General features: G+C 48.8%; 20 protein-coding genes. 10 read left to right on the top strand and 10 right to left on the bottom strand.

Features of this window, described 5'->3' with window-relative positions:
• Positions 1-322: 322 nt before the first annotated feature.
• The 4 genes from NDI33_RS07045 to bchL all read right to left on the bottom strand — a co-directional run bounded on the left by NDI33_RS07045 (position 323) and on the right by bchL (position 3,496).
• Complete coding sequence (locus NDI33_RS07045; RefSeq protein WP_190412562.1) at positions 323-1,729, bottom strand: ferredoxin:protochlorophyllide reductase (ATP-dependent) subunit N; 1,407 nt, start codon at positions 1,727-1,729, stop codon at positions 323-325.
• 163 nt (positions 1,730-1,892) lie between these two features.
• A complete protein-coding gene (locus tag NDI33_RS07040; RefSeq protein WP_190677898.1) occupies positions 1,893-1,979 on the bottom strand; it encodes a DUF5331 domain-containing protein in 87 nt (28 codons plus the stop codon).
• A gap of 40 nt (positions 1,980-2,019) precedes the next feature.
• A complete protein-coding gene (locus tag NDI33_RS07035; RefSeq protein ID WP_190534634.1) occupies positions 2,020-2,604 on the bottom strand; it encodes a DUF5331 domain-containing protein in 585 nt (194 codons plus the stop codon).
• A 25-nt stretch (positions 2,605-2,629) separates the two neighbouring features.
• Positions 2,630-3,496: a ferredoxin:protochlorophyllide reductase (ATP-dependent) iron-sulfur ATP-binding protein gene (gene bchL / locus NDI33_RS07030; protein WP_190412565.1), complete on the bottom strand. Its 867-nt coding sequence runs from the start codon at positions 3,494-3,496 to the stop codon at positions 2,630-2,632.
• Positions 3,497-4,324: 828 nt separating this feature from the next.
• On the opposite strand from bchL, the gene thiO reads away from it, so the two are divergent.
• Positions 4,325-6,313 (top strand): glycine oxidase ThiO, encoded by a 1,989-nt coding sequence (thiO, locus tag NDI33_RS07025; RefSeq protein WP_190677873.1) that lies wholly within the window; start codon positions 4,325-4,327, stop codon positions 6,311-6,313.
• 183 nt (positions 6,314-6,496) lie between these two features.
• Positions 6,497-6,676, top strand: coding sequence for a ssl1498 family light-harvesting-like protein (locus NDI33_RS07020; RefSeq protein ID WP_190412567.1), 180 nt, complete (start codon positions 6,497-6,499; stop codon positions 6,674-6,676).
• A gap of 120 nt (positions 6,677-6,796) precedes the next feature.
• Here NDI33_RS07020 and NDI33_RS07015 read toward each other — a convergent pair whose 3' ends face one another.
• The 5 genes from NDI33_RS07015 to NDI33_RS06995 form a co-directional block, all read right to left on the bottom strand.
• On the bottom strand, positions 6,797-7,600 hold the full coding sequence (locus NDI33_RS07015) for a tetratricopeptide repeat protein (protein ID WP_190412568.1): 804 nt from the start codon (positions 7,598-7,600) through the stop codon (positions 6,797-6,799).
• Between the two features lie 181 nt (positions 7,601-7,781).
• Positions 7,782-9,842 (bottom strand): RNB domain-containing ribonuclease, encoded by a 2,061-nt coding sequence (locus NDI33_RS07010; RefSeq protein WP_190677870.1) that lies wholly within the window; start codon positions 9,840-9,842, stop codon positions 7,782-7,784.
• A 129-nt stretch (positions 9,843-9,971) separates the two neighbouring features.
• Positions 9,972-10,187: a 30S ribosomal protein S18 gene (gene rpsR, locus NDI33_RS07005; protein ID WP_190412875.1), complete on the bottom strand. Its 216-nt coding sequence runs from the start codon at positions 10,185-10,187 to the stop codon at positions 9,972-9,974.
• A gap of 86 nt (positions 10,188-10,273) precedes the next feature.
• A complete protein-coding gene (gene rpmG, locus NDI33_RS07000; protein ID WP_190412570.1) occupies positions 10,274-10,468 on the bottom strand; it encodes a 50S ribosomal protein L33 in 195 nt (64 codons plus the stop codon).
• 50 nt (positions 10,469-10,518) lie between these two features.
• Positions 10,519-11,061, bottom strand: a complete 543-nt coding sequence (locus NDI33_RS06995) for an RDD family protein (RefSeq protein ID WP_190412571.1) — start codon at positions 11,059-11,061, stop codon at positions 10,519-10,521.
• A gap of 294 nt (positions 11,062-11,355) precedes the next feature.
• On the opposite strand from NDI33_RS06995, the gene glp reads away from it, so the two are divergent.
• Positions 11,356-12,597: a gephyrin-like molybdotransferase Glp gene (gene glp / locus NDI33_RS06990; protein WP_190677897.1), complete on the top strand. Its 1,242-nt coding sequence runs from the start codon at positions 11,356-11,358 to the stop codon at positions 12,595-12,597.
• Positions 12,598-12,691: 94 nt separating this feature from the next.
• On the opposite strand, the gene NDI33_RS06985 is transcribed toward glp, so the two are convergent.
• On the bottom strand, positions 12,692-14,332 hold the full coding sequence (locus NDI33_RS06985; RefSeq protein WP_190412572.1) for a serine/threonine-protein kinase: 1,641 nt from the start codon (positions 14,330-14,332) through the stop codon (positions 12,692-12,694).
• A gap of 275 nt (positions 14,333-14,607) precedes the next feature.
• Here NDI33_RS06985 and NDI33_RS06980 point away from each other — a divergent pair, with 275 nt between their 5' ends.
• The 7 genes from NDI33_RS06980 (at position 14,608) to NDI33_RS06950 (ending at position 23,968) form a co-directional block, all read left to right on the top strand.
• Entirely contained in the window at positions 14,608-14,871 is a 264-nt protein-coding gene (locus tag NDI33_RS06980) for a hypothetical protein (protein ID WP_190677868.1), read from the top strand.
• Positions 14,872-14,903: 32 nt separating this feature from the next.
• On the top strand, positions 14,904-17,450 hold the full coding sequence (gene pheT, locus NDI33_RS06975; protein ID WP_190677866.1) for a phenylalanine--tRNA ligase subunit beta: 2,547 nt from the start codon (positions 14,904-14,906) through the stop codon (positions 17,448-17,450).
• 71 nt (positions 17,451-17,521) lie between these two features.
• On the top strand, positions 17,522-17,791 hold the full coding sequence (locus tag NDI33_RS06970) for a YciI family protein (RefSeq protein WP_190534645.1): 270 nt from the start codon (positions 17,522-17,524) through the stop codon (positions 17,789-17,791).
• A gap of 345 nt (positions 17,792-18,136) precedes the next feature.
• Positions 18,137-18,556 carry a hypothetical protein gene (locus tag NDI33_RS06965; protein WP_190677864.1) on the top strand — a complete coding sequence of 140 codons (420 nt, stop codon included), beginning with the start codon at positions 18,137-18,139 and terminating at the stop codon, positions 18,554-18,556.
• 3 nt (positions 18,557-18,559) lie between these two features.
• Positions 18,560-20,704 (top strand): ATPase domain-containing protein, encoded by a 2,145-nt coding sequence (locus NDI33_RS06960; protein WP_190677862.1) that lies wholly within the window; start codon positions 18,560-18,562, stop codon positions 20,702-20,704.
• A 312-nt stretch (positions 20,705-21,016) separates the two neighbouring features.
• Positions 21,017-21,154 (top strand): hypothetical protein, encoded by a 138-nt coding sequence (locus tag NDI33_RS06955; protein ID WP_190412578.1) that lies wholly within the window; start codon positions 21,017-21,019, stop codon positions 21,152-21,154.
• A gap of 60 nt (positions 21,155-21,214) precedes the next feature.
• Positions 21,215-23,968, top strand: coding sequence for a bifunctional diguanylate cyclase/phosphodiesterase (locus tag NDI33_RS06950; RefSeq protein WP_242033240.1), 2,754 nt, complete (start codon positions 21,215-21,217; stop codon positions 23,966-23,968).
• Positions 23,969-24,078 lie beyond the last annotated feature (110 nt).

The following is a 24,078-nucleotide window of genomic DNA, read 5'->3' as shown; positions in this document are numbered from 1 at the left end:
AATCATCGACGTGGCAAAACAAAGCTTCTAAACTAAGCATGGGCGGGTAGATACTTGAGAACTCAGCACTTTCAGCGTATCTGCTCCGCCCTTTTTTATCCCGAACTCACGTTCATATAGTTATCCTGTGTTTGCGAGTGCTTCCTCTCTTCCTTCGCGTCCTCTGTAGTTGGGTAAAAAAGCGATCGCAATTCGACCCTTCTATCAAGATGACCTAACTTTACTGATAAAAGTAATAGGAGCGATCGCACAGATCGCTCCTACTATTGATTATCTCTTACACCCCTCACCGAAAAGCGGAGAGAGGCAAGGGGCGAGGTTCTTAAATCTTCGCTTCTTCTCTCACTAACTTATCCCAACCCAAATCTTTAAGGTTGTTATTCCGGCGCAGCGGACGAGTCACCAACTCCAGAATGTCACGAGCATTTGTAAAGCCGTGAATCTGAGCAAAAGTGAACTCAACAGACCACTTAGTATTGATACCACGTGCTTCCAGTGGGTTGGCGTGCGCCATACCAGTAATCACCAAATCTGGCTTCAGTTCGTAAATACGCTGAATTTGGTTATAGTTGTCCGGCTTCTCCACAATTCTAGGCGTTGGTACACCCATTTCGTGGCAAGTTTTCTCTAGCAGCGCCAATTCAGCGGCTTGATAGCGCTTATCCATGTAGGGGATGCCGATTTCCGGGCAAGTCATGCCACAGCGCACCAGGAAACGAGCTAAAGAGATTTCCAACAAGTTATCGCCCATGAAGAAGACAGATTTGCCGCGAATCAACTGGACGTAGTCTTCCAGATTTTCCCAGATTTGCGCTTCCCGCTCATCTAGCCCCTTGGGTTCAATCCCGAACACCGAGCAGATTTTCTCAATCCAGGCGCGGGTGCCATCGGGACCAATCGGGAAGGGTGCGCCAATGAGTTTGCACTTGCGGCGACGCATCAGGGTGGTAGCAGTGCGGCTGAGGAAGGGGTTCATGCCAGAGACGTAGTACCCTTCTTCCAGAACTGGCAATTCGGTGTAACGCTTGGATGGTAACCAACCAGAAACTTTAATGCCTTGCTTTTTCAGTTCCAGTGTCAGATTGGTAACAACTGGATCGGGGAGAGAACCGAAGAGAACCAGTGGCGGATGCTTGACATATTCCGATTCATCGGCGGCAACATCTTCTTTTTTCTTGCCGAAGTTGAGCAGAGAAGCGATCGCATTCCTTTCTTTCTTCTCAGTTTCTACCACGGGTGCTTTATCGGGACAACGGGCAGCCATCGCCGCCAGTACGGTGTCTTCCCCTTGAGTAAAGGCGTAGTCTAAACCATTAGCGCGAGCCGTCACAATGGGGATGCCAATTTCGGATTCTAGCTTGGGTGCCAAGCCTTCCAAATCCATTTTGATGATTTCGGTGGTGCAGGTGCCAATCCAAACAATGACGCTGGGGTTGCGATCGCGCTTAATTTGCAAACACAGCCGCTTCAACTCTTCATAGTCATTCAACTGAGCGGAGATATCTCCTTCTTCCAATTCAGCCATCGCGTAGCGGGGTTCCGCAAAAATCATCACCCCCATCGCGTTTTGTAAGAAGTAGCCACAGGTTTTTGTACCAATAACTAGGAAGAAACTATCTTCTATCTTTTGGTACAACCAAGCTACACAGCTAATCGGACAAAATGTATGATAATTTCCAGTTTCACACTCAAAATTAAGCGCTTCCGGTTCTGTATTCGCAAGGGTCATAGTAAAGGTTTCCTCTCAAATTTTTAATTGATTGTTAGTCAAAAGGTGATTAGTTATTAGTCATTCCAGAGACAAAAAAATTCTGATTTAATGACTCATAACTATTGACAAATTACTCAGGATTTGGGATTCGAGCGACAATCTCTGCATCCTTAAGCTTCATTTACAGAGCGCTCCAGGAACGATTCGCTTGAAAATATTCCAACAACTTCTGCTTCAAAGCAGATGTAAAGTTTTCAAAAAAAGTCATACTTTCTGTTAGCTCATCCTGCCAATACTGGTGTTAACTTTTAACGCTGCCAAGGAAAGCGATGCTTTTTGTAAACTCCCTCGCAAGATTCATCCACCTTAGCAGCGATACGACTGGCTGATTGAGCAACATTGACAGCAGATGGAGGTAGCATTCTGACTTCCTCTGTATCTGTTTTTTCAGCCGATAGTGCCTCTAGCTCATCGTCGGGAGCCGCCGGTAATGCCTCTAGCTCATCGTCGGGATCGAAGTCTAGCCCAAAGCTCGCCACAATTCGGTCGGGATCTGCATTGAGATCCACAATCAGGGGAAGCATTTCATTAAATTGCGGGTCTAGAGTCGATAGCGTCGCCAAAATGAAGCTGGAGGTAGGGCGTCTTTGTCCTTCAGATGTCACCCAGACTTGCAGACGATTGAGCCAGTAGTGATTTTTTCGATAGTAGTCTAGCCATTTGGCTCTGACCGATTCCCGTAGCTGCTCAGGACGTAGTTGCTCAGGACGTAGCTGCTCAGGACATAGCTGCTCGGTGTTCACAGTTGGACTTGATGCTGATGCTGGTGAAAATAATTTGGTTTGGAGAATGGTGCATAACAATACGCACGTCAAGATTGACACTAAAAGCATTGATCCATTCTCCATCCTTAGCTCCCTAAACCATCATCATATCTAGCTCTTGTTCTTCAGTCTTCACCTCTGGCTTGGTGGGATTGAGGTAGAAATCAGACAGCAAGGAGAACAACTCGCGGTCTGGAGCATCGTTCGGCACAACACCCTCTGGACGCGCCAGAATTTGGTCGGCAATGTTGAGGTAGTAATCGCAGACGTAGTTGAGCGAGGGGTCAGTCTCTGCCATTTCAAACAGAGTTTTGCCCTTAACACGGGAAACGCGAATGTCTTCAATCAGCGGCAACACTTCCAGCACTGGCATTGGTACCGCAGAAATGTATTTTTCGATCAGGTCGCGCTTAGCAGTGCGGTTGCCAATCAATCCGGCGAGACGCAGGGGGTGAGTCCGAGCTTTTTCACGGACAGAAGCGGCAATCCGGTTGGCTGCAAACAAGGCGTCAAAGCCATTGTCAGTGACAATCAAGCAGTAGTCCGAATAGTTGAGGGGAGCTGCAAAGCCACCGCATACCACGTCACCGAGTACGTCAAACAGAATAATATCGTACTCATCGAAGGCGTTCAGTTCCTTGAGTAACTTCACGGTTTCGCCTACCACGTAACCGCCGCAACCGGCACCGGCTGGGGGACCCCCTGCTTCTACGCAATCAACGCCGCCATAGCCTTTGTAGATGACATCTTCAGCCCAGACATCTTCGTAGTGGTAGTCCTTTTCTTGAAGCGTGTCGATAATTGTGGGAATCAGGAAGCCGGTCAGGGTGAAGGTGCTGTCGTGCTTGGGGTCACAGCCAATTTGCAGGACTTTCTTGCCGCGCTTGGCTAGAGCCACAGAGATATTGCAGCTGGTTGTGGATTTGCCGATTCCGCCTTTTCCGTATACTGACAGTTTCACGCGCTTCGTCTCCTATAGTTTCATTTCAAACCAGGATGGTTGTCTTTGGTGTTAGGCAGGGCATGAATAAAGTCGCTGCCGAAGAAAGCCAGCCGTAGATTGCTTTTTATCTGGGTATGAACTGCATTATTGTCCAACTGCCGCAGAAAATAAAGGGGATGGAGGAATGGATTAGGTACTAATCGCGATTATTGAGAAAATAGATAATTCTTTAATGTTTTTATTTTGCTAAAAATGCTGATAAAGCTGCAATTTAAATTTTTAAGAGGTTTGTTACTCTCTTAATTAAGAATGTGGAACAAAAGACAAAAAGGTCGGGGCGAAGAGAAGACGCTCACGCTACAACGTGAAACCGATAATTTGAGGCTATTTAGGACTCTGCGAACAACGGCGCTCGTCGAGAAAGTCTTAAACTGTACCTATAACTCGGATTGACTTCGCCTAATCGGCTACACTGCCTGAAGCAGATGGCTAATCAAAAGGGTCACAGAGGCATCTGCAAGTAAAGTGGGGATTTTGATGAATAATTATTAATTTTTGAGAGACTGTTTTCTAGGAATCCGAGTTGAGTTCACAGTCAGGGAGAAGATCGCAGAGGGGCGGGAAGAGGCTAACATCAATCACCGAAAGGGGAGGAGGGATGGTTTTGCGGAGCGCCTGGTGTTCCGAAGCAATCCGTCGCCATGACCAAGACTAAAGCGATCGCTACCGCTCATTGGCAACGCTTCTTGACTAGGCTTAAATTAGGACGCCATCTTTTTCTAAGGCGTATGCGTTGATTTATGGAAAGCCTTAGAGTCGGATTTTAGTTAAAGCAACTATATCTATATGAATACAGAAAGTGACATTCTCATCATCGGCGGCGGTGCGATTGGCTTAGCGATCGCCCTCGAACTTCGCTTACGGGGGGCAACCGTCACCGTCTTGTGCCGCGACTTCAACTCCGCAGCGGCTCATGCTGCTGCTGGAATGCTAGCACCCCAAGCAGAAGGGATTCCGACGGGCGCAATGCTGGATTTATGTCTGCGGAGTCGGGATTTGTATCCGGACTGGGCAAGCAAACTGGAAGCGATCGCAGGGGTATCTATCGGCTATTGGCCTAGCGGCATCTTGGCACCCGTTTATCTCAATCCTCAGTCCTCAGCCCTCAGTCCTCACTCCTTAGCACATTGGTTAGATAAAGATGCAATTCATCAAATTCAACCCGGACTGGGTTCAGACGTTGTTGGTGGTTGGTGGTATCCCGAAGATGGTCAAGTAGACAATCGGGCTTTAGTTCAAGCCTTGCGGGTGGCAGTGAGGGAATTAGGTGTAGATATCCATGAAGGCGTGGCAGCTGAAGCCCTCCAGCAACAGAACCGGAGAATCAACTGCGTCAGAACAGCATCTAGGGATTTTCGCGCTCAACACTATGTCTTAGCCACTGGGGCTTGGTCAAATGAATTATTGCCAATTCCGGTCAGCCCGAAAAAAGGTCAAATGTTGTCCGTGCAAGTGCCTGGTGGCAGCCAGGAGGGATTGCCTCTCAAGCGGGTGCTGTTTGGTGAGGAAATCTACATCGTGCCGCGTCGGAATGGACAACTGATCGTGGGAGCCACTAGCGAGGATGTGGGATTCACACCCCATAACACTCCAGCCGGAATCAAAACCTTATTGGAAAACGCGATTCGCCTTTATCCCGCTTTGCAGAACTTTCCCATCCAAGAATTTTGGTGGGGATTTCGACCGGCGACACCCGATGAGTTGCCGATTCTCGGTTCTAGCGCCTGCAAGAATTTAACGCTGGCAACGGGTCATTACCGCAACGGAATTTTGCTGGCACCCGTGACGGCTTCCTTAGTGGCAGACCTGATTTGGGAGCAAAAGTCCGATCCCCTGTTAGACCATTTTCACTACTCCAGGTTCTACGCTGGATCTAAACCCATCAATGCAACCCCCAAAATGCTTCAAATAAGCCATCCTTCTGAATCCGGGAGAATTCAAGGCTCGTCCCTACAGATGAATCATTCCTTGGAAACCCTGCCATCCGATCCTTTAATTATTGCGGGTCGGACTTTTCGCTCTCGCCTGATGACTGGTACCGGCAAGTATCGCAGCATCGAAGAAATGCAGCAAAGTATTGTGACTAGCGGTTGCGAAATTGTTACGGTGGCGGTGCGCCGGGTACAAACAAAAGCGCCCGGACATGAAGGGCTGGCTGAAGCGTTGGATTGGACAAAAATCTGGATGCTACCCAACACGGCTGGCTGTAAAACGGCTGAAGAGGCGATTCGAGTGGCGCGTCTGGGGCGGGAGATGGCAAAACTTTTGGGTCAAGAAGACAATAACTTTGTCAAGTTAGAGGTGATTCCTGACTTAAAGTATCTCCTGCCCGACCCAATTGGCACTTTGGAAGCGGCAGAGCAACTGGTGAAGGAAGGCTTTGCAGTTCTGCCTTATATCAATGCTGACCCCTTACTGGCTAAACGATTGGAAGAGGTTGGCTGTGCGACGGTGATGCCTTTGGGTTCTCCGATTGGTTCCGGACAGGGCATCAAGAATGCAGCGAATATTGAAATCATTATTGAGAATGCTGGGGTGCCAGTGGTGGTGGATGCCGGACTGGCTACGCCCAGTGAGGCAGCGCAGGCAATGGAGATGGGGGCTGATGCCGTGTTGATCAATAGTGCGATCGCTGGGGCAAAAAATCCTGCCGCGATGGGTCGCGCAATGGCTCTGGGTGTTGAGGCTGGGCGTCTCGCCTATCAAGCCGGACGAATCCCTGTAAAAGTCTACGCCAACCCCAGTTCTCCCCTGACTGGCACGATTACCAGTTAAAGGCTAAAGGGGCTGAGGAGAATGTAAGTTCAACCTCTCCTTGGCACTCCTGCACTTAGTCGGTACCAAGATTCTCTCCTCTGGCGGAAGTAGTGTAAATAATTCATGCAAAAGATAGAGTACATTGACCCGATTCTTTGTTACAATTATTTACAAAATAAATCCCAGATAAGGATATCATTCATGCGATATACAACCGAAGACGGCGGACGTTTGAACAATTTTGCAGTAGAACCAAAAGTTTACAAAGCAGAACCGCCAACCCAGGATCAAAAGCGCAACTATCTCTTCATGGGAATTGGCGCGATCGCTTTGCTTAGCAGCTTAATATTTGTTGCTATTTCGGCATCCAATGTAGGCTAAGCACCCACCTGATACTTTTCAGGAACGGGTGAAATAAGGCAAAAGTAAAAAGTTAAACGTAAAAAGAAACATAATTTCGTTTTTTTGTCTTTTGCCTTCTACTTTGAATTGAACGTAGGTTTACCGTTGAAGGTTTTTTGTCGCTTCTAGGGCGTCTTGGTAACTTTCTGTTCTTCCTTGGGACTTGAAAAGGTCTGCGGATTTCTTAAAATCTGCAACTGCGGCTTGACGATTATTCAATCGTAAGTAGGTGATTGCGCGGTTGTAATAGGCTTCAGCAAATTTAGAATCTAAATTTACCGTCTGAGTATAATCGTCAAGCGCTTTGGCATGTTGTCCTAGCCGGTTGTAAGCTAAACCCCGATTGTAATAAGCTCTGGCATTCTTGGGGTCGATTTGTAAAGCTTGGTTAAAATCGGCAATTGCGGCTTGAGTTTCTCCTAGATCGTCGCGAGCATTGCCTCGGTTAATATAGACACTTGCATCTTTGGGATTGAGTCGGATCGCCTCTGTAGAATCAGCGATCGCTTGTTGATAATTTTCGAGAAGATAGTAGGAATATCCCCGGTTGCCGTAAGCATTTCCGTACTCAGGATTAATCCGAATCGCCTCAGTGTAATCTGCGATCGCTTGCTGATAAGCTCCGAGGATGTGACGGGCATACCCCCGGTTGTAATAAGACTCTGCATCCTGGGGAGCAAGACGGATCGCTTCGTCAAAGTCTGCGATCGCCCCCTCATAATCACCGGCGTCTAGTTTATCAACGCCCCGGTTGTATAAATCAACCGCGCTCATCGTTGCCTTATTATTATCAGCTGCACTCAGTAACTGGCTGGGCGGCAACTGAGCGTAGACAGCAGTAGGAATTCCACCAATTACTGTGGTGATTCCGACAATGGCGATAGTTTTGCGAATGTTATTCATAGCTTGTCTTTTCTCGCCCCGCTGGAAAGGACTGAGGACTGAAAGCTGAAGACCGATCGTTGAGGTAAAAAATAAACATCAGGGGAAACGTGAAATCTATTTTCTGTTTCTTCCTCTTGAGGTAGTCCTCAGCACTATTTTCTCACTCAGTCCTGTCGAATCAATCCTTTGCACTATTTTTTTACGTGCCCGCTGGCTGAGCTTCCTGATCGATAAGCTGGCGGAACTGAATGACATCTTGCCGGGGGTCGGCATGGCTGACTCGGACTTCTAAGCGATCGCCAAGTGCCACTGAGTGGGTGAACCGCATCGCCAACTCTAATCCCAAATCTTCTAACAAAATTAATCCTAATCGGTCATCTTCTCGCAACCATCGCAGCATCAGCGCTTGCCAAACCTGATCGCCATGACGCCGCAGGTACTCTAACCCCCAATAACGATTTGTCTGGCGTTCTACTAACCTTGCTTCTTGGGAGGCGGTGCCGATACCCAGCATAACTTCTTGTAACTCTTGCGCTGAGAATGGCGTGGGTTCGCCGCGTAAATGCGCCTTTATTTGGAAATGCGCCAGCAAGTCGCTGTAGCGGCGGATTGGAGATGTTACCTGAGCGTAGGTTTCCAGCCCCAAACCGGCGTGTCGACCCGGCGTGAGGCTCATTTCGCTACGAGGCATACATCCCCGCATTGCACAAAATCTCACAGGTCCTGCGGGCAGCTGCAATAGTTCCTCTTCTGAGGGAAGTTCGGGTTGGGGTTGACTGCGAAAGGGCAGAGGAATATTGTGAGTTTTGCCGTAGTGGGCAGCCACTTCACCCGTGAGAATCATCATCTCTGCTACCAATTGGCGTGCGGGTGAGTCTTCCAAAATTTCAATGATGATTTCGTCACCATTTACTTTAATCATCGCCTCTGGCATATGGATGTTAATCGAGCCTTGGGACTGCCGCCATGATTGGCGACGTTTCGCCCAAGAAGCGATCGCTGTTATCTCTGGTTCTGCCTGGATACCCAGTTGCAGCATCTCATCCACATCGTCGTAAGTCAGGCGATAGGTCGGCTTAATTAAGCTGGCACTGATGCAATAGTCCTCTACGGCACCTTTTTCATCCAAAAGCACGCCAAAGCTCAGCGCCCAACAAATTTTTCCTTGCACTAAGCTCATCGGCCCGGTTGCCAAACTCGGCGGGAACATCGGAATCATCCCCGTCGGTAAATACAACGTTGTGGTACGCCGTCTAGCTTCTAAGTCTAATTCATCTCCTGGGGAAACCAAGCGCGAGGGGTCGGCAATGTGTATCCAAAGCCGCTGACGCCCATCGGCGAGGGTTTCCATACTCAATCCATCGTCTATTTCCTTTGTACTTTCATCATCAATCGTGTACACCTTCAAATGAGTCAGATCTAATCGGTGCTCATCCGAATCGTTCGGCGCGAACTCAGCATACTGCTTAGCCACTTCTATCACCTTGTCTGGAAAGTGAACGGGGATCTGACTGCGCCGCAGATATAGATTTTCGTGAGGACTCCACAATCCCAAATCCACCAGCAGTTGAAACGCAGCTTGGGGAGTTCCAGGGCGTCCAAGCTCGCTCATTGTTTCCAAAACAGGTGCTGGAGGGGGATAGGCGCGATTCAGAGATTCTTGATTGAGTCCAGCACGAACGACATCTGTCAACAGAGCCGCATATTTTTCAATGGCTTCCAGGCGTTGACGTTCGCGGCGTTCCCACTCTACCTGTTCGCCAGCGAGCGCCTTTTGCACGCGCTCTACAAATTCTTGCCGCCGCAAGAGCCGTTCTTTTTCGACTTCTATCTGATGTTTTAGTTCTGCTACCTGAGTAGCAGGACGCGGCTCGTAGCGATCGCCTTTTTGCTTGAAATAAAGTCTATCTTCAGATAGCAAATAGTACGCTGCGTAACATAGGGGGGCACTTTTGTCAGAAAACAGCACTGACGCCATTTCCACATCTGTAACGCTCGTTCCATCCTCTACCAATAATTCCCATGCTACCTCCAAGCCAGTTGGGTCCAGATAGCGCTGTACCTCTTGGAGGAAGCTGGAAATTTGTGCAGGTTTATAGCTTTCACCTGCAATCTTATAGGTCATTTGTCGGGGATGGATGGTGTGGGATTGACCTTTCTCGTCTACCACAATCCAGTGCGTTTTGCCTTCTTGACGTTCTGCAACAGCAAGACGCCGCTCTCCATGCAGCCGAAACTCAATTAACGTTCCTTTCTCCACAAGTTTTTGGCTTACGCAGTAGCATTCATTGGACAGCCCATCTATCTACCAGTTTAGCGGCGTGGCGATTGTAAATTGTAGATTTTCGATCTAAGTCCAAAATCCACCCATCCCCAATCCAAAATTGAGTTAACCTTCAGGGTTAATAAAGGGCAACAGAGCCAAAAGGCGTGCCCGCTTAATTGCTACGGTTAAATCTCGTTGTTGCTTTGCTGTTAAACCTGTAATTCGGCGAGGCAGTATTTTACCCCGCTCTGTAATAAATTTCCGCAACAAATCGACATCTTTGTAGTCGATAGGTTCGTCAGGTTTAATTGGGGAAAGGCGGCGACGGAAGTAAGTCATCGTTGGTGATTCGTTGTTAATTGTCAGCACTCAGCACTCAGCAGTCATTGGTCATTAATCAAAAACTAATGACTCAGGACTGATGATTACTTAATTTCTTTGTGGACGGTATGTTGGTTGCAGTGGGTGCAAAACTTTTTCAATTCAATCCGCGCCGTCGTGTTCCGGCGGTTCTTGGTGGTTGTGTATCGGGAAACACCCGGCGATCGCTTGGCGATGTTGGTGCGACAGTCGGTGCATTCCAACGTCACAATCAGGCGCGCCCCCTTCTTACTTGCCATAATGCTATTTCTACAAAATTCAAGAGGACAAAATTAAACACAAACCAATATTATTTCATACGACGAGTCACTTGAGCAAGTAATTTTTTGACGCGGATATCTAAAGAATAACCTCGGCGCGTCTGCACGATACAAGTTCGCCCAACGCGATCGTGAAAAGCTTGTTGCCACTCAGCATCTGCAAAAGCCACTCCACAATCCACTGCTAGAGGGCTGATCAGCAGCAGTAAAGAGACCCCGTTCGACACCCCAATGGTCAGTCCCACCATCGCCAAAACAGCAGCGAATCCCAGAATCCCTTCGCGCTTGCATAACTCAAAAAGCCCAGGAGTTTTGCGGTATTTGGGATCGACGACTTTCATATCCAAAGCCCAGCGTCCCACACTCTGTCCCTGATTTCGCGCAACCAGAAGCACTCGCCCAGCTAGCCATGCGATAATGAAAACCAAGATTTGTGCAATCGGGATACCCGGAGTATTTGCCCCAAAGGGCAAGCTAAAGAGCCAAATAATTAGAAAATCAATCGCAAAAGCAATACACCGTCGCTCAATTGGCACCTTAGGTAATCGGCGGTTGGTCAGTTCGTTACGCATGAAAAATAGCTTTTCCGACGGTCTATTTCCATATTAAGCTTTCACCTAACCGCTTTTTGTCTGTTGTCGATGAATGTGTTGATAGCGATGACTGTAGGGGTACGGCTCTCCAAAAAAGCGTCCACCAACTAACTGGCATCGGCGGGTTTCATTGGATAGACAAAAGCGACTCACCGATATCTTGGTTAAAAGAGCCACTAGGCAATGCAACTAACCTGTAGATGCGATGAATCAGCGTCTCTACTAACTGACAATTTTTTAGACAATTCTTGAGAAGAGGCTGGATTGATGGCGATGCTGTTGGTTAAAGAAGCAGAGGCAATCATTTTCGATTTAGTGCAACCTCTAGATAACCAGATGGATGCTGAGGTTGTAGACCTCTCTGGTGCCAATGGTCGGATTCTAGCGGCTGCGGTGACGAGCGAGTTGGATTTTCCCCACTGGACGAATTCAGCAATGGATGGGTATGCGGTGCAATTTGCCGATGTGCAGGGAGCTAGCGCCGAACAGCCAGTGGTGCTGGAAATTGTAGAAGAGATTCCAGCCGGATATCAACCGCAGCGATCGCTCCAAACTGGGCAAACCGCCCGCATTTTGACAGGTGCGGTGATGCCAGAGGGCGCTGACACTGTAGTGATGCAGGAAGTGACGCGACGGGAGGAGAAGCAAGTGTTTATCTTCACAGCTCCAGCAGAATTAGGAGCCTTTGTGCGTCACCGGGCAGCTTTCTACCAGGCGGGAACTCCGCTTTTGCCAGGGGGAATTAAACTCAATGCTCCAGAAATCGCTATTTTAGCAGCGGCTCAGTGTACTCAATTACCCGTTTACCGACGCCCTCGCGTAGCAATTCTGTCCACAGGCGACGAATTGGTGACACCCGATCAGCCCCTCAAGTCTGGTCAAATTGTAGACTCCAATCAATACGCCCTCGCTGCGTTAGTGGCACAGACGGGCGCAGAACCTCAAATGCTGGGGATTATTAGGGATGAACCAGAGACACTCAAGAGAGCGATCGCGCAAGCCGTCGCTACCGCTGACGTGGTCATTTCTTCCGGCGGCGTTTCCGTAGGCGACTACGATTATGTAGATGAAATTCTTGCCCAACTCGGTGCGGAGATTCATATCCGTGCTGTTGCGGTTAAACCTGGTAAACCTTTAACCGTCGCCAGATTTCCCAACGCCCAGCGTCCTGTTTTATACTTCGGTCTACCGGGCAATCCAGTTTCCTCTTTGGTGAGCTTTTGGCGATTTGTACAGCCAGCCGTGAGAAAACTTGCGGGTCTTGCTGATGGCTGGGAGCCAAAGTTTGTACAAGCGCGATCGCATCACGATTTGCGTTCAGACGGCAAACGAGAAAGCTACCTCTGGGGCAACATGAATTTAGCAAACGGTGCTTATGAATTTCATTTGGCTGGCGGTAGTCACAGTTCCGGTAATTTAATTAATCTTGCTCAAACTAATGGTCTGGCTGTTTTACCAGCAGGTCAAACCTTCATTGCATCTGGAGAGCCGGTGCAAGTTCTACCAATTGGTTAACCCAAAGAGTCATTGGTAAAAACTTTAAAGTTTTCAGTGTTGAATTACAGAACTCCCTTCTTACTCAAAACTTATTGCGCTTAGTTCCTTTCAATTACCAAAAACCTCTTTTGCCAGTCGGTAAAACGGTTGCCCAATTCGTTTTTGCCTGCGATAGCTGTTCCTCGCTAACTTTTGCCCCTGTGAGATTAGCACCACACAAATTTGCGCCTCGGAGATTCGCATGATTGAGATAGGCAAAGCTCAAATCTGCACCGCGTAGGTCAGCTCCTTCCAAATTTGCCGTGCTGAAGTAAGCCCTGCCCAAATTTGCCTCCTTCAGAATTGCCCCAACTAAATTCGCCCTGCCAAAATCAGCACTTGACAAGTCAGCGCCCTGAAGGTTGGTTTTAGCTAACTTAGCCTGATGAAAAATGCCTCCTGATAGGTTAACTCGTTGCAGGTTCAGCGCGCTTAAATCTTGAGAGGCAAAGTCTCGTCTACCTTTGGTGTAGGCAGTTAACACGCCAACAGCATCCAACTTGGCAGGAAGTTTTGACTTAGCATTGCCGTTAGAACCGCTATTTTTGAGCATCGTCGGCGGATAACCAGAGCCGGTAGCAGGACTTGGTTTATACATACTTCCCCCGGTTTGCGGTCCGGTCATGCCTAACTTTTCTCGACGTGCTCGAATTGCCATCGCCAGACGTTCTGAGGCGGAAGTGCCAGTCGAAGGGGCTGAGGAAAGCGTTGGACTGCTTAAGTCTCCAGAGTTGGTGTAGCGATTGCCTGTTTGTGGTTGTCGCTGGGAGCTATTGGGTTTAGTCGTTAAGCCTTGCTCCAAGCTGTCGAGATACGGTTCAAGGTCAAGCGCTCTCAACACTTCCTCAGCAGACTGATAGCGATGACGAACCGAAACCTCTAGCAATTTCTTGAGAACATCGGCAAAATGATCGCTGATCTGAAGTTGCTTTCGCCAGAGCATTTCGCCCGTTGAAGGGTTGTAATCTAAGTCTTTTGGCGATTTTCCAGTCAGCAGATAAACGCAAGTGACTCCCAGTGCATACAGGTCGCTAGCATAAACCGGGCGCATTGCCATCTGTTCGGGCGGGGCAAATCCAGGTGTCCCAATTGCGTAAGCCGTCAAAGCGGTTTGCTCGGAGCTACTGTTTGCCGTTGTCGGACTGACTTGGTTTTTCACTGCTCCAAAGTCAATCAGAACCAGTTTGCGGTCTTGTTCGCGGCGAATCAAGTTGGCGGGTTTGATGTCCCGGTGAATCACCTGCTGGCTGTGGATGTAGTGCAGGACGGGCAAAATTTCGCTTAAGAATTGCTTGACACCAGCTTCGCTTAGAGGTCCCGATCCTTTAACCTCCTGCTGTAGCGTCAAGCCGCTGATATACTCCTGCACTAAGTAAAACTGCTGGTTGTCTTCAAAGTAATCCAGCAGCCGTGGCACTTGGGGATGATTGCCGATTTTCCCCAAGGTTCTGGCTTCTCGTTCAAATAGCTCGCGTGCCATTTGTAAAACGTGGGCTACAGTCGTTGCTGGTCTCAGTTGCTTGATTACGCAACTTGGCTCCCCAGGCAAAGACTCATCCTCAGCTAAAAAGGTCGCTCCAAAACCTCCTTGCCCCAGCGCTTGACTGACTCGATAGCGCTTTCGTAATAGGAGTTCTGAGCCACAGGACCGACAAACTTCGGCGTGGTCGTGGTTTTGCGGATTTGGACAGGCGGGATTGAGGCAGTAGCTCATGCAGACTCACCGGGATGCTGAAACCGGATATTGCTACCCTAACTTAAATTATCGAGGCATTAATAAACAATAAGCATGGTACATTTACGGACAATTCTTTAAAGAGTTGCTAAAGACGATTAATCTTTGCTTAAAGAATTGAAAAACGATGTACTCCTGCAACTGCCAAGATTTTTCTCAAACATTGCAGTTAGAGACGGTATTAAATTGTAATCAAACAACTGGCGAACAAAAGAAGCGGATCGGGATTAAGCACAAAAATTGTTTCCATATCTTTGATAGCACATCCGGAAGCGCTAGATGTGATTGGTGTTACCCCTAAAACACTCATGCTATCTGGAAGGGAGGGCAAAATTTTGGCAGAACAAAGGAACAAAGAAGCTGAGGGGGATGGTGCTAAGCAACACGCTCACCTGGAGAAGCGATCGCACTCACCCTCCCGGAAGACTCTCCCAGAAGGCTGCGTCTGCGGGCATTTCTATCTTTGGCTTTCCCCACTCGTCGCCGGAATGCTTCAGCTGTACAAAACGGTAAAATGATCGGGCTGAGGTAAGTAAAAGCTTAAGCGTAAATGCGTATTTCTCTGAACTGGCTACAAGAATTGGTTGACTTGACGATGACTCCGGCGGAGTTGGCGCACACGCTAACAATGGCTGGGTTTGAAGTAGAAGATATTGAAGACCGCCGCACTTGGGCGGATGGGGTGGTGGTCGGGAAAGTTCTAGAGATTCAACCCCATCCGAATGCAGATAAACTCAGGGTGTGTACGGTCGATGTGGGGGGAACGTCCCCCTTAAATATTGTCTGTGGGGCATCCAATGCCAGAGCAGATATTTATGTGCCTATCGCCACCATCGGGACTTATCTACCTGCTGTTGATCTGAAAATTAAACCGGCTAAACTCCGGGGCGTTCCTTCTGAGGGGATGATTTGCTCTTTAGCTGAATTAGGTTTGGCAAAAGAGTCCGCAGGAATTCATATTTTTGGGCAGGAAAATCTTCAACTGGGTAGCGATGTGCGATCGCTCCTGGGCTTAGATGATGTGATTTTAGACTTAACATCAACGGCAAATCGTGCTGATGCTTTGAGTATGGTCGGCGTCGCACGGGAAGTCTCGGCGCTGACGGGTGCCGCCCTGCGACTTCCAAAAGCCCCAGAAGTGTCAATCCCGCAGGGGGATGGCGGTCTGAAGTTGCGAATTGCTTCGGGTCAAGCGTGTCCGGCTTACATCGGGACGGTCATCGAAAAGGTCAAAATTGCGCCTTCTCCGACATGGTTGCAAGGGCGATTACAAGCCACTGGAGTCCGACCCATCAACAACGTGGTAGATATTACCAACTATATTTTGCTGGAATGGGGTCAGCCGTTGCACGCCTTTGACCGCGATCGCTTGCAATCCGTGGCAAGTGGTGGTGGCGGGGGAACCTCACCGCTCCAGATTGGGGTGCGCTTTGCCAATACAGGGGAATCCCTAAAAACCCTGGACGGTCAAACCCGTACCTTGCAACCGCAAAATCTGCTGATTACTGCCAACGACCAACCAGTAGCGCTGGCGGGAGTCATGGGCGGTGAAGAAACAGAAGTGTATCAGGGGACTGAAAATTTAATTTTAGAAGCTGCTTTGTTTGACCCGGTGGCAATCCGCCGGTCGGCACGCAGTCAAAACTTAAGGACAGAAGCCTCTGGGCGCTACGAGCGGGGCGTCAATCAGGCAGAATTGGGAATTGCTTGTCAACGAGCGATCGCGCTGCTCTCGGAGTTTGCAGGCGGCACTCCCGTAGCACAAGAAATTGCCGACACCAGACCCGACCCCTCAACTTGGAGTCGTTCGATTGAACTGCGTCTAGACCGGGTAAATCACGTTTTAGGCCCAGTAGAGATGGGAGATACTGAAACTACAGGGGAAGTTCACGCTGAAGATGTGGAGCGCATCCTAACGGCGCTGGGGTGTCAGCTACAGCAAGTGACGAAAAAAGATGAAGGCGGAACCAGGACGAATGAAGAAGATTCTAAGCTTCATCCTTCTGAATCCCTGAAGTGGACGGTGAAAGTACCGCCCTATCGCTACCGAGATTTGGAGCGAGAAATCGATTTAATTGAAGAAGTTGCTCGCCTCTACGGCTATAACAAATTCTGCGACACCCTACCAGATAAGACTGAACCGGGGTACCTTTCTGTCGATCAGATGCTGATGCGTCAGATGAGGGAAGCTTTCCGCGCAGCCGGATTGACAGAAGTCATGCATTACTCTTACTCAGTGGCGAAAACTAAGAACGATACAGAAGTCGCGATCGCAAATCCCATGTTTGCAGAATATTCGTCTCTGCGAACTGAGCTGATTTCCGCCTTGATTGACGCCTTCCAGTACAACTTAGAACAGGGTAACGGTCCGTTAAACGGGTTTGAAATGGGTCGGATCTTCTGGCGGGAAGAGGATGGACTGATCGAAGCTGACTCGGTTGCTGGAATTTTAGGGGGAAGCACTTTTACCCAAGGCACTTGGACGCGAGGAGGCAAGCCACAACCGATGACTTGGTTTGAAGCCAAAGGAGTGTTGCAAAGTGTATTTGAGCAACTCAGCCTGCCAGTAGAATATCAACCAGACCGCCGCGATCCACGGCTGCATCCCGGACGCACGGCTTCTTTGTGGGTACAGGGAAACCGATTGGGAACGTTTGGGCAACTCCATCCCCAACTCCGGCAAGAACGAGACTTGCCTGATGAAGTCTACGTGTTTGAGCTGGATTTGGATGTTGTCTTAGATTACCTGGATGCAGAGGAAAACCGGACGCCTTTATTCAAGCCTTACTCCACCTTTCCAGCATCCAGCCGGGATTTGGCTTTGTTCGCCTCGGTTCAGGTTTCTGTCTCAGACTTGAAACGAGCGATCGCGAAAGCTGCCATTGCAGACAAACACAAGGGGACATCCCTACTAGAATCGGTCGAGTTGTTTGATGAATATCAAGGGAAAAATGTCCCGGAAGGACAGCGCAGCTTAGCGTTTCGCTTAGTTTATCGAGCTAGCGATCGCACGCTTACCGATGAAGAGGTCGAGCCAGTGCATCAAAAAGTCCGCGAAGCTCTCGTTGAGAAATTCGGCGTTAATCTGAGAAGTTAAATAAAGTTTTGAGGGTTGAATGTTGATTTAACCCTCAAAACTCGAAACTCAAAACTTTACTGCTATTAACCATGCCTAAATACGTAATGTGGGGAAGCTATTGCGAGGATGTTTTGGAAAAGCGATCGCCTTACCGGCAAGCGCATCTAGACGGTCTTGCTGCCCAAAAAGAAGCGGGTATTCTGATGACGATTGGCCCGACGAAGGACATCACTAAAGTCTTCGGCATCTATGAGGCGGAAGATGAAGCCGCCGTGCGCCAGTTAATTGAAGCTGACCCCTACTGGCAAAACGGCATCTGGACTGAATACGATGTCAAAGAGTGGATTCAAGCCCTCTAATTCCCCCAATTAAGGACATCTCAGTTGGGTAGATTTACCAAAAACCGTCCTCAATTCCACCGTTCACGGCAATTGAGGAGGTTTCTTCCTCTCCATACTCAAGCGGAGCCAGTGGCCCAACTGCCGCCAGTTACCATTTCCAATAGAATCCGGAGCCTAAAATAAAGAAATTACCGTTAAATTGACCTTAGCAGAGAGGGTTCTGGTAGAAATCAGTAATAAAAAGCACGGTAAATTTTACAAACATGCTACCGGACTAGGGTTCTTTGCAAAGTCAAGCAGACTTTAACAGAAGTCTTCTGGAGAGTCTGGCGTCGGCGAACAGGAGCCGTGAGAAGGTTGGAGATGACAGAATCCACGGATGAAGATAGCCAAAAGACAACACTGCGTCAAGCCCAAGCAGAAATGCTAGAAGCAGGCAAACAAGAGACTTTAGAAATCTTTAGCGAACTTTTAGAACGGCTATGGGAACGCATTGTCGGTCTAATTGGCGAGACGGCGACGGTTGCCGTTTTTCGGAGTGCCCTTTTAGAAGCAAGCCGAGACCATCCGCTATGCCAAGAAATTACTATTGATAGCGGTGGAATTTGCCTCGACCGACTGAAGAAAAATTTAGATGCCTTGGAGCGAACAGAAGTCCGAGCTGGACTGATGGCTTTTACTGATAACGTAATGGCTCTACTGATCGATTTAACGGGTGGAATCCTGTTGCGGAAGGTGGAACCCCTCGTGCAGCAGTTAAAACAACAACTGGAAAAGGGCTGAGGGATGAGCAATATCAAACTAATACCGACAGGTGTGCCTAACTTAGATGCTGTAATGGGCGGAGGCATCCCTGTTTATTCGCTAAATATTGTTGCTGGACAACCGGGGACGGGTAAGACAATCCTGGTGCAGCAAATGCTCTTCAACCACATCCGAAATCACAGCACTGCCAAAGTTCTCTACCTCACGACCCTTTCTGAGCCAACGTTGAAGGTGGTGCGCTATATGCAGTGCTTCAGCTTCTTTGATGCAGAAGTGTTCGGGGAGCAGGTACTGTATCAGGATATCGGGCCTTTCATCCGCGAGCATTCCCTGCCCGAATTAGCCGACTATATCCTTGCTAGCGTAGCGAAACACCAGCCGGAGATTCTGGCGATTGATTCCTTTAAAGCCATCCGCGATTTGTCGAATGAAGTTAGCGATTTTCGTCGCTTCTGTTATGACCTCTCTGTTCGTCTAGCGAGTGCGCGGTGTACCGCCTTTTTATTAGGGGAATATGACCGCTCGGATATTGGTGAAGGGGCAGAATTTGCGGTAGCTGATGGCATTATTTATCTAAACATTGCGCTCCAGGAAGGGGAACAGCAGCGTTTTCTCCAGGTATACAAAATGCGCGGTCGAGCGACGGAGATGGTGCCTTACCCGTTTGCGCTCACCGATGGGGGGGTGCAGGTTTTGGGTTCGATGCTGACGCTGAAACGTCGGGAAACAAGTTTGGAGGGGGAAAGCGAGTCGGTATCTACAGGGATTAAGGGACTAGACGACATTCTTCGCGGTGGCATTCCACGAGGGCGCTCTATCCTCCTTTCTGGTGTCTCTGGAACGGGTAAGACGACGCTTGCCGTGCAGTTTCTCGTGAATGGCGCTCATCAGGGAGAGAAGGGACTGCTGTTTTCTTTTGAGGAAACGCGCGATCGCTTGTTCCGGATGGCAGAAGGTTTCGGCTGGAATCCTCGAGATTTGGAAGCAAAAGGCTTATTACGCATCATTTTTATTCCCCAAACAGAGATTCGGGTCGAGGAACACTTAGAGCGCATGGCGCAGGAAATCGCAAGTTTCCAGCCTTCGCGCTTTGTGGTCGATTCCTTTTCTGTTTTCCTGCACAAAGTGAAAGATTTGGCAGTGCAGCGGGAAAAAACTTTCCAATTGTCTACGCTGGTGCAGCGGGTTGGTGCGGTGGGTTTCCTGATCTCGAATATTCCCGCAGGCGAAGTGAACCGCCTTTCTCGCTTTGGGGTGGAAGAAACCGTGGTGGATGGGACGATTGTCCTTTCCACAGATGTCAATGGTCTTCAGCGCCGACGCTACATAGAAGTTTACAAAATGCGAGCCGCCGACCATGTGCCAGGTCGCCACCGCATGGAAATCGGTCATCAGGGCATTGAGGTGTTATATCTGGCACCGACTGAGCAAAAAACTAGCGGAATGAAGACACCGCCCCTACTGGCTTTCTCGCCGTTAAACGCGATCGCACGGGAGGGAATTTTCTACGGTTCTGCTTGGTTGGTGCGGGGAGAACAGGGAGTCGGCAAGACGACGCTCGCTCAGCAATTTGCGATTGAGGGATTGCAACGAGGGGAAAGCTCTCTTTTTATTGCCACAGAGGCTCCTAGCTACTTGCTACGCCAACAAATGGAAGTGTTCGGAGTCGAGATCGAGTCTTATTTGCGATCGCAACACCTGCGTATTTTAGATACTCATCCTTTCTCTAGCGAAGAATATATTGACCTGACTGATATGGAACGCTTTCTCTACGATATCGAGCGTCACCTGCGGGCAATGCCCAAACCCTGTCGGTTGATTACAGATTCTCTGACCCCGCTTGCTGTCCAATATGCTCCGGATGAGTTCATCACCTTCATCGAACGCAAGAACCGTCTGCTGCGGCAACTGGATGTGGCATTATTTGACACAATTCTCCCCAAAACGCTCAATGAGAGCATTCTTTACAGCTTGCTTAATAGTTACGATGTCGTTCTGGATGTGTACGTTCCAAACTGGGGTGAGATGGGTCAGACGGGGCAAGGTTTTCGGGTACTTCAAGTCCGTAAATCTAGAGGGACTCACTCTGACACCCGCCCCTATCCTTACACGATTCGCCAAGGGAAGGGAGTTAGCGTCCAAGAAGGCTTTTACGGAGAAATTTAAATTTATATCTGGTTGCTTTTACTAAAAAGAGCCTTCCTACGGATAACGAGAAAGAAGGCTGGAAAGCTGTATCCTACTCCACCAAATCGATCAACCTCTGGTATGGGTAGAACCCCCCATCTTTGACATAGTGTATCGACGAATACTACAAAACAGGGAACAATATCATTAGACAAATTGACCGTGGTCAGATTGTTGAAGCGCCAAAATCAATAAAAAGCCTTTGGTAGGCTCTCCCGGAAAGCGCTAAGGGAGTACCTGCCAGGATAAATACCGCGATCGGGGAGTTATTTCGTAAAGACAACGCCAAGGGTGTCTGCTAAATTCTGGGATTTTTGGCTGCATCTATTGCTAGCCATGATTTGCCGCACGTTTGCAGACTGGCGATCGCTTTCTTCGCATCTAGCGAAGAGCGCCCTTGATGCTGTTTCTTATTTGCTTGAGGACTAACTGCTTGTAGCTTTGCTGCTTTCCTTAAAATTTTTGCTGAATTATAAAAAGCCTCGTATTATGTTGAAAAAAATTGATGAGGAAGACCTCCTCCTAAAGATAGATCCAATAGAAATTCAGGATTATCGGGTCTTGCAACCCGTGGATGGCTCCGAGTTGAAGTATATAGAGTCCGTGATGGAGCGACAGCGTTTGGTCAGTGCTTTGGAACAGCAGGCACGAGAGTTGGAGGCGAGTCAGATGCGCTTCCGCACTTTGGAGATGCTGTACGAGCTTTTTTGGCAACTGGGTTACACCTTAAACTACGAAGAATTGGTGCGACTGATGTTGGCACACCTGCATCGTGCCGTGCCCCATGATGTCTCAGCGAGCATCTTGATGACTGAAGACTTGTGCCATGTTTTCATCCAACCGAATTGCACCCTCGCGCCGGAAGTTCAGGAGGAAATCCAACAGCGGCTGCTCAAAACTTTTGTCCGCATGAGGGGGAAAAATACCCAACTAGAGGCGGAGCAATGCCCAATTACAACGATAGAGCCACAGGGATTTGATGGAACGCGATCGCCCATTCGCAGTTTGGGTTCGTCTTTCCAAGTGCCGATTATTAATGCTGAAGGCAACCAAGTGGTGGGACTGCTATTCGTGGCAGCTCAAGCGGAGGGAGCATTTACTGAAGAGCAGGTACGATTGCTGTACACGGTGGCGAACCAGGCTTCTGCCTCTATTCAGCGGTTGCGGACGCTGCTGGCTGCTGAACAACAACATTTAGAGAGCTTGGTAGAAAATTTGCCGGAGGGAGTGCTGCTACTGGATGCCAACCAGCGGATTGTTCTGGCAAACCAGGCGGCTTGGAAGTATCTGGCGCTCTTACAAAACCAGAGTTCTACTCCGAGCAATATTGTGACTTTTTTAGGAGAGCAGTCTCTAGAGAAGCTGCTACAGCCACCGAGCGAGGGAAAGTTTTGCCATGAGGTGGTGCTGGAGGGAGTACAGCGCCAGGTTTTTGAAGTCGTCGCTCAACCGTTGATCGCCAAGGCGGGTTTAGGAACGAGCAATTGGGTGTTGGTGATTCGGGATGTGACAGAACGCCAGCGGGTCGAGGAAACTTCCCGATTGCGCGATCGCGCGATCGCTGCTAGTAGTAATGGGATTGTTATCGTTGACGCCAGACTGCCCGATTTACCTGTTATCTATGTGAATCCGGCATTTGAGCGGATTACAGGTTATACGGCGGCGGAAGTCACCGGACGAAATTGCCGTTTTCTGCAAGGAGAAGAAACCAATCAATCGGGGTTACAGGAACTGCGAACAGCGCTGCGGTTAGGAAAAGCTGCGACTGTTGTTTTACGCAACTTCCGTAAAGATGGCACCCATTTTTGGAATGAGTTAAATGTCTCGCCGATTTACAACAGCGAGGGTATTGTGACTCATTTTGTTGGCATTCAAATGGATATTACGGAGCGCAAACAAGCGGAAGAGCAACTGCTGCACAATGCGTTTTATGATGTTCTTACCGATTTGCCCAACCGAGCTTTGTTTATGGAGCGCTTGCATCGGGCGCTTGAGCGAGCAAAGCATTCCGAGAATTATTTATTTGCCGTCCTGTTTTTGGATCTTGACCGATTTAAAAATGTCAACGACAGCCTTGGACATATTGTCGGCGATCAAATGCTGATTGCGATCGCTAAACGCCTAGAAAAAAGCCTTCGCCACGGCGATACGGTAGCGCGTCTGGGTGGAGATGAGTTTGCGATTCTGCTGGAAAATATCAATGGGATCGGCGATGCTACCCATGTTGCCGATCGCATCCATCAGGAACTGACTTTGCCGTTAAATTTAAACGGGCATGAAGTATTTACCACCGCCAGTATTGGCATTGCTGTAGGGGCAGGGTCTTCTTACCCCGACTATGGGGGTTATGAGCATCCAGAGGATCTCCTGCGCGATGCTGATATCGCCATGTATCGAGCGAAGGCACTGGGGAAGGCTCGTTATGAGGTCTTTGATAAAAATATGCACGCCCGTGCAGTGGCGCTGCTTCAGTTAGAAACTGATTTGCAAAGAGCGACTGAACGGGGAGAATTTCTTCTTCACTATCAACCGATTGTATCTCTGCAAACTAACCAGGTTGTTAGTTTTGAAGCCCTGTTACGTTGGCAACATCCAGAACGCGGTCTTGTTTCTCCGGGAGAGTTTATTCCAGTTGCAGAAGAAACCGGATTGATTACTCGGATTGGCTGGTGGGTACTGCGCGAAGCTTGTACCAAATTGCGCGAATGGCAGACTCAATTTCCGAGTTCTATCCCTTTGAGTATCAGCGTAAATCTTTCAGGTAAACAGTTTTCTCAACCTGATTTAGTGGAACGCATCGCTGAAATTTTCGCGGAAACTGGCGTGGATGCTAGCAGCTTAAAACTAGAAATTACTGAAAGCGCCATTATGGAAAATGTTGAATCTGCATCAGCGATGCTTTGGCGACTGAGAAAGCTGGGCGTTCAGTTGTATATGGATGACTTCGGGACGGGTTATTCATCCTTAAGTTACTTGCGTCGTTTTCCCATCGATAAGCTGAAAATTGACCGATCTTTCGTCACCCAGATGGCAGGGGATAATGAGAGTCTGGAGATTGTCCGGACAATCGTGATGCTGGCTCACAATCTGGGAATGAATGCGATCGCAGAGGGTGTGGAAACCGTAGAGCAACTTGCTCAACTGCGATCGCTTCAATGCGAATACGCCCAAGGATATTTCTTCTCGAAGCCGGTCGATGCTGACACTGCGCGATCGCTTATCGCCAGCTCAAACACTCATTGATTCCTCCAACTCGCAAGTATTGAATTCACTCATTTCTGACAACTCGACTTTAGCGATTTGGAGATAAGTCAGCATCGAGAAGAAGAATAAATTAGGTTCTTGTGCCGTAT

The organism is Trichocoleus sp. DQ-A1, from assembly GCF_039961955.1.
Lineage (GTDB): Bacteria > Cyanobacteriota > Cyanobacteriia > Cyanobacteriales > FACHB-T130 > FACHB-T130.
This window is presented reverse-complemented; position numbering and strand designations above follow the sequence as displayed.

Coding starts and splice junctions, on each gene's coding strand:
- NDI33_RS07020 (WP_190412567.1), top strand. CDS start 6,497: ATGCGATATACAACCGAAGACGGCGGACGTTTGAACAATTTTGCAGTA.
- rpsR (WP_190412875.1), bottom strand. CDS start 10,187: ATGACTTACTTCCGTCGCCGCCTTTCCCCAATTAAACCTGACGAACCT.
- NDI33_RS06995 (WP_190412571.1), bottom strand. CDS start 11,061: ATGCGTAACGAACTGACCAACCGCCGATTACCTAAGGTGCCAATTGAG.
- pheT (WP_190677866.1), top strand. CDS start 14,904: ATGCGTATTTCTCTGAACTGGCTACAAGAATTGGTTGACTTGACGATG.
- NDI33_RS07045 (WP_190412562.1), bottom strand. CDS start 1,729: ATGACCCTTGCGAATACAGAACCGGAAGCGCTTAATTTTGAGTGTGAA.
- glp (WP_190677897.1), top strand. CDS start 11,356: ATGCTGTTGGTTAAAGAAGCAGAGGCAATCATTTTCGATTTAGTGCAA.
- NDI33_RS07015 (WP_190412568.1), bottom strand. CDS start 7,600: ATGAATAACATTCGCAAAACTATCGCCATTGTCGGAATCACCACAGTA.
- NDI33_RS06960 (WP_190677862.1), top strand. CDS start 18,560: ATGAGCAATATCAAACTAATACCGACAGGTGTGCCTAACTTAGATGCT.
- NDI33_RS07040 (WP_190677898.1), bottom strand. CDS start 1,979: ATGACTTTTTTTGAAAACTTTACATCTGCTTTGAAGCAGAAGTTGTTG.
- rpmG (WP_190412570.1), bottom strand. CDS start 10,468: ATGGCAAGTAAGAAGGGGGCGCGCCTGATTGTGACGTTGGAATGCACC.
- NDI33_RS07035 (WP_190534634.1), bottom strand. CDS start 2,604: ATGCTTTTAGTGTCAATCTTGACGTGCGTATTGTTATGCACCATTCTC.
- NDI33_RS06970 (WP_190534645.1), top strand. CDS start 17,522: ATGCCTAAATACGTAATGTGGGGAAGCTATTGCGAGGATGTTTTGGAA.
- thiO (WP_190677873.1), top strand. CDS start 4,325: ATGAATACAGAAAGTGACATTCTCATCATCGGCGGCGGTGCGATTGGC.
- NDI33_RS06950 (WP_242033240.1), top strand. CDS start 21,215: ATGTTGAAAAAAATTGATGAGGAAGACCTCCTCCTAAAGATAGATCCA.
- NDI33_RS06985 (WP_190412572.1), bottom strand. CDS start 14,332: ATGAGCTACTGCCTCAATCCCGCCTGTCCAAATCCGCAAAACCACGAC.
- NDI33_RS06965 (WP_190677864.1), top strand. CDS start 18,137: ATGACAGAATCCACGGATGAAGATAGCCAAAAGACAACACTGCGTCAA.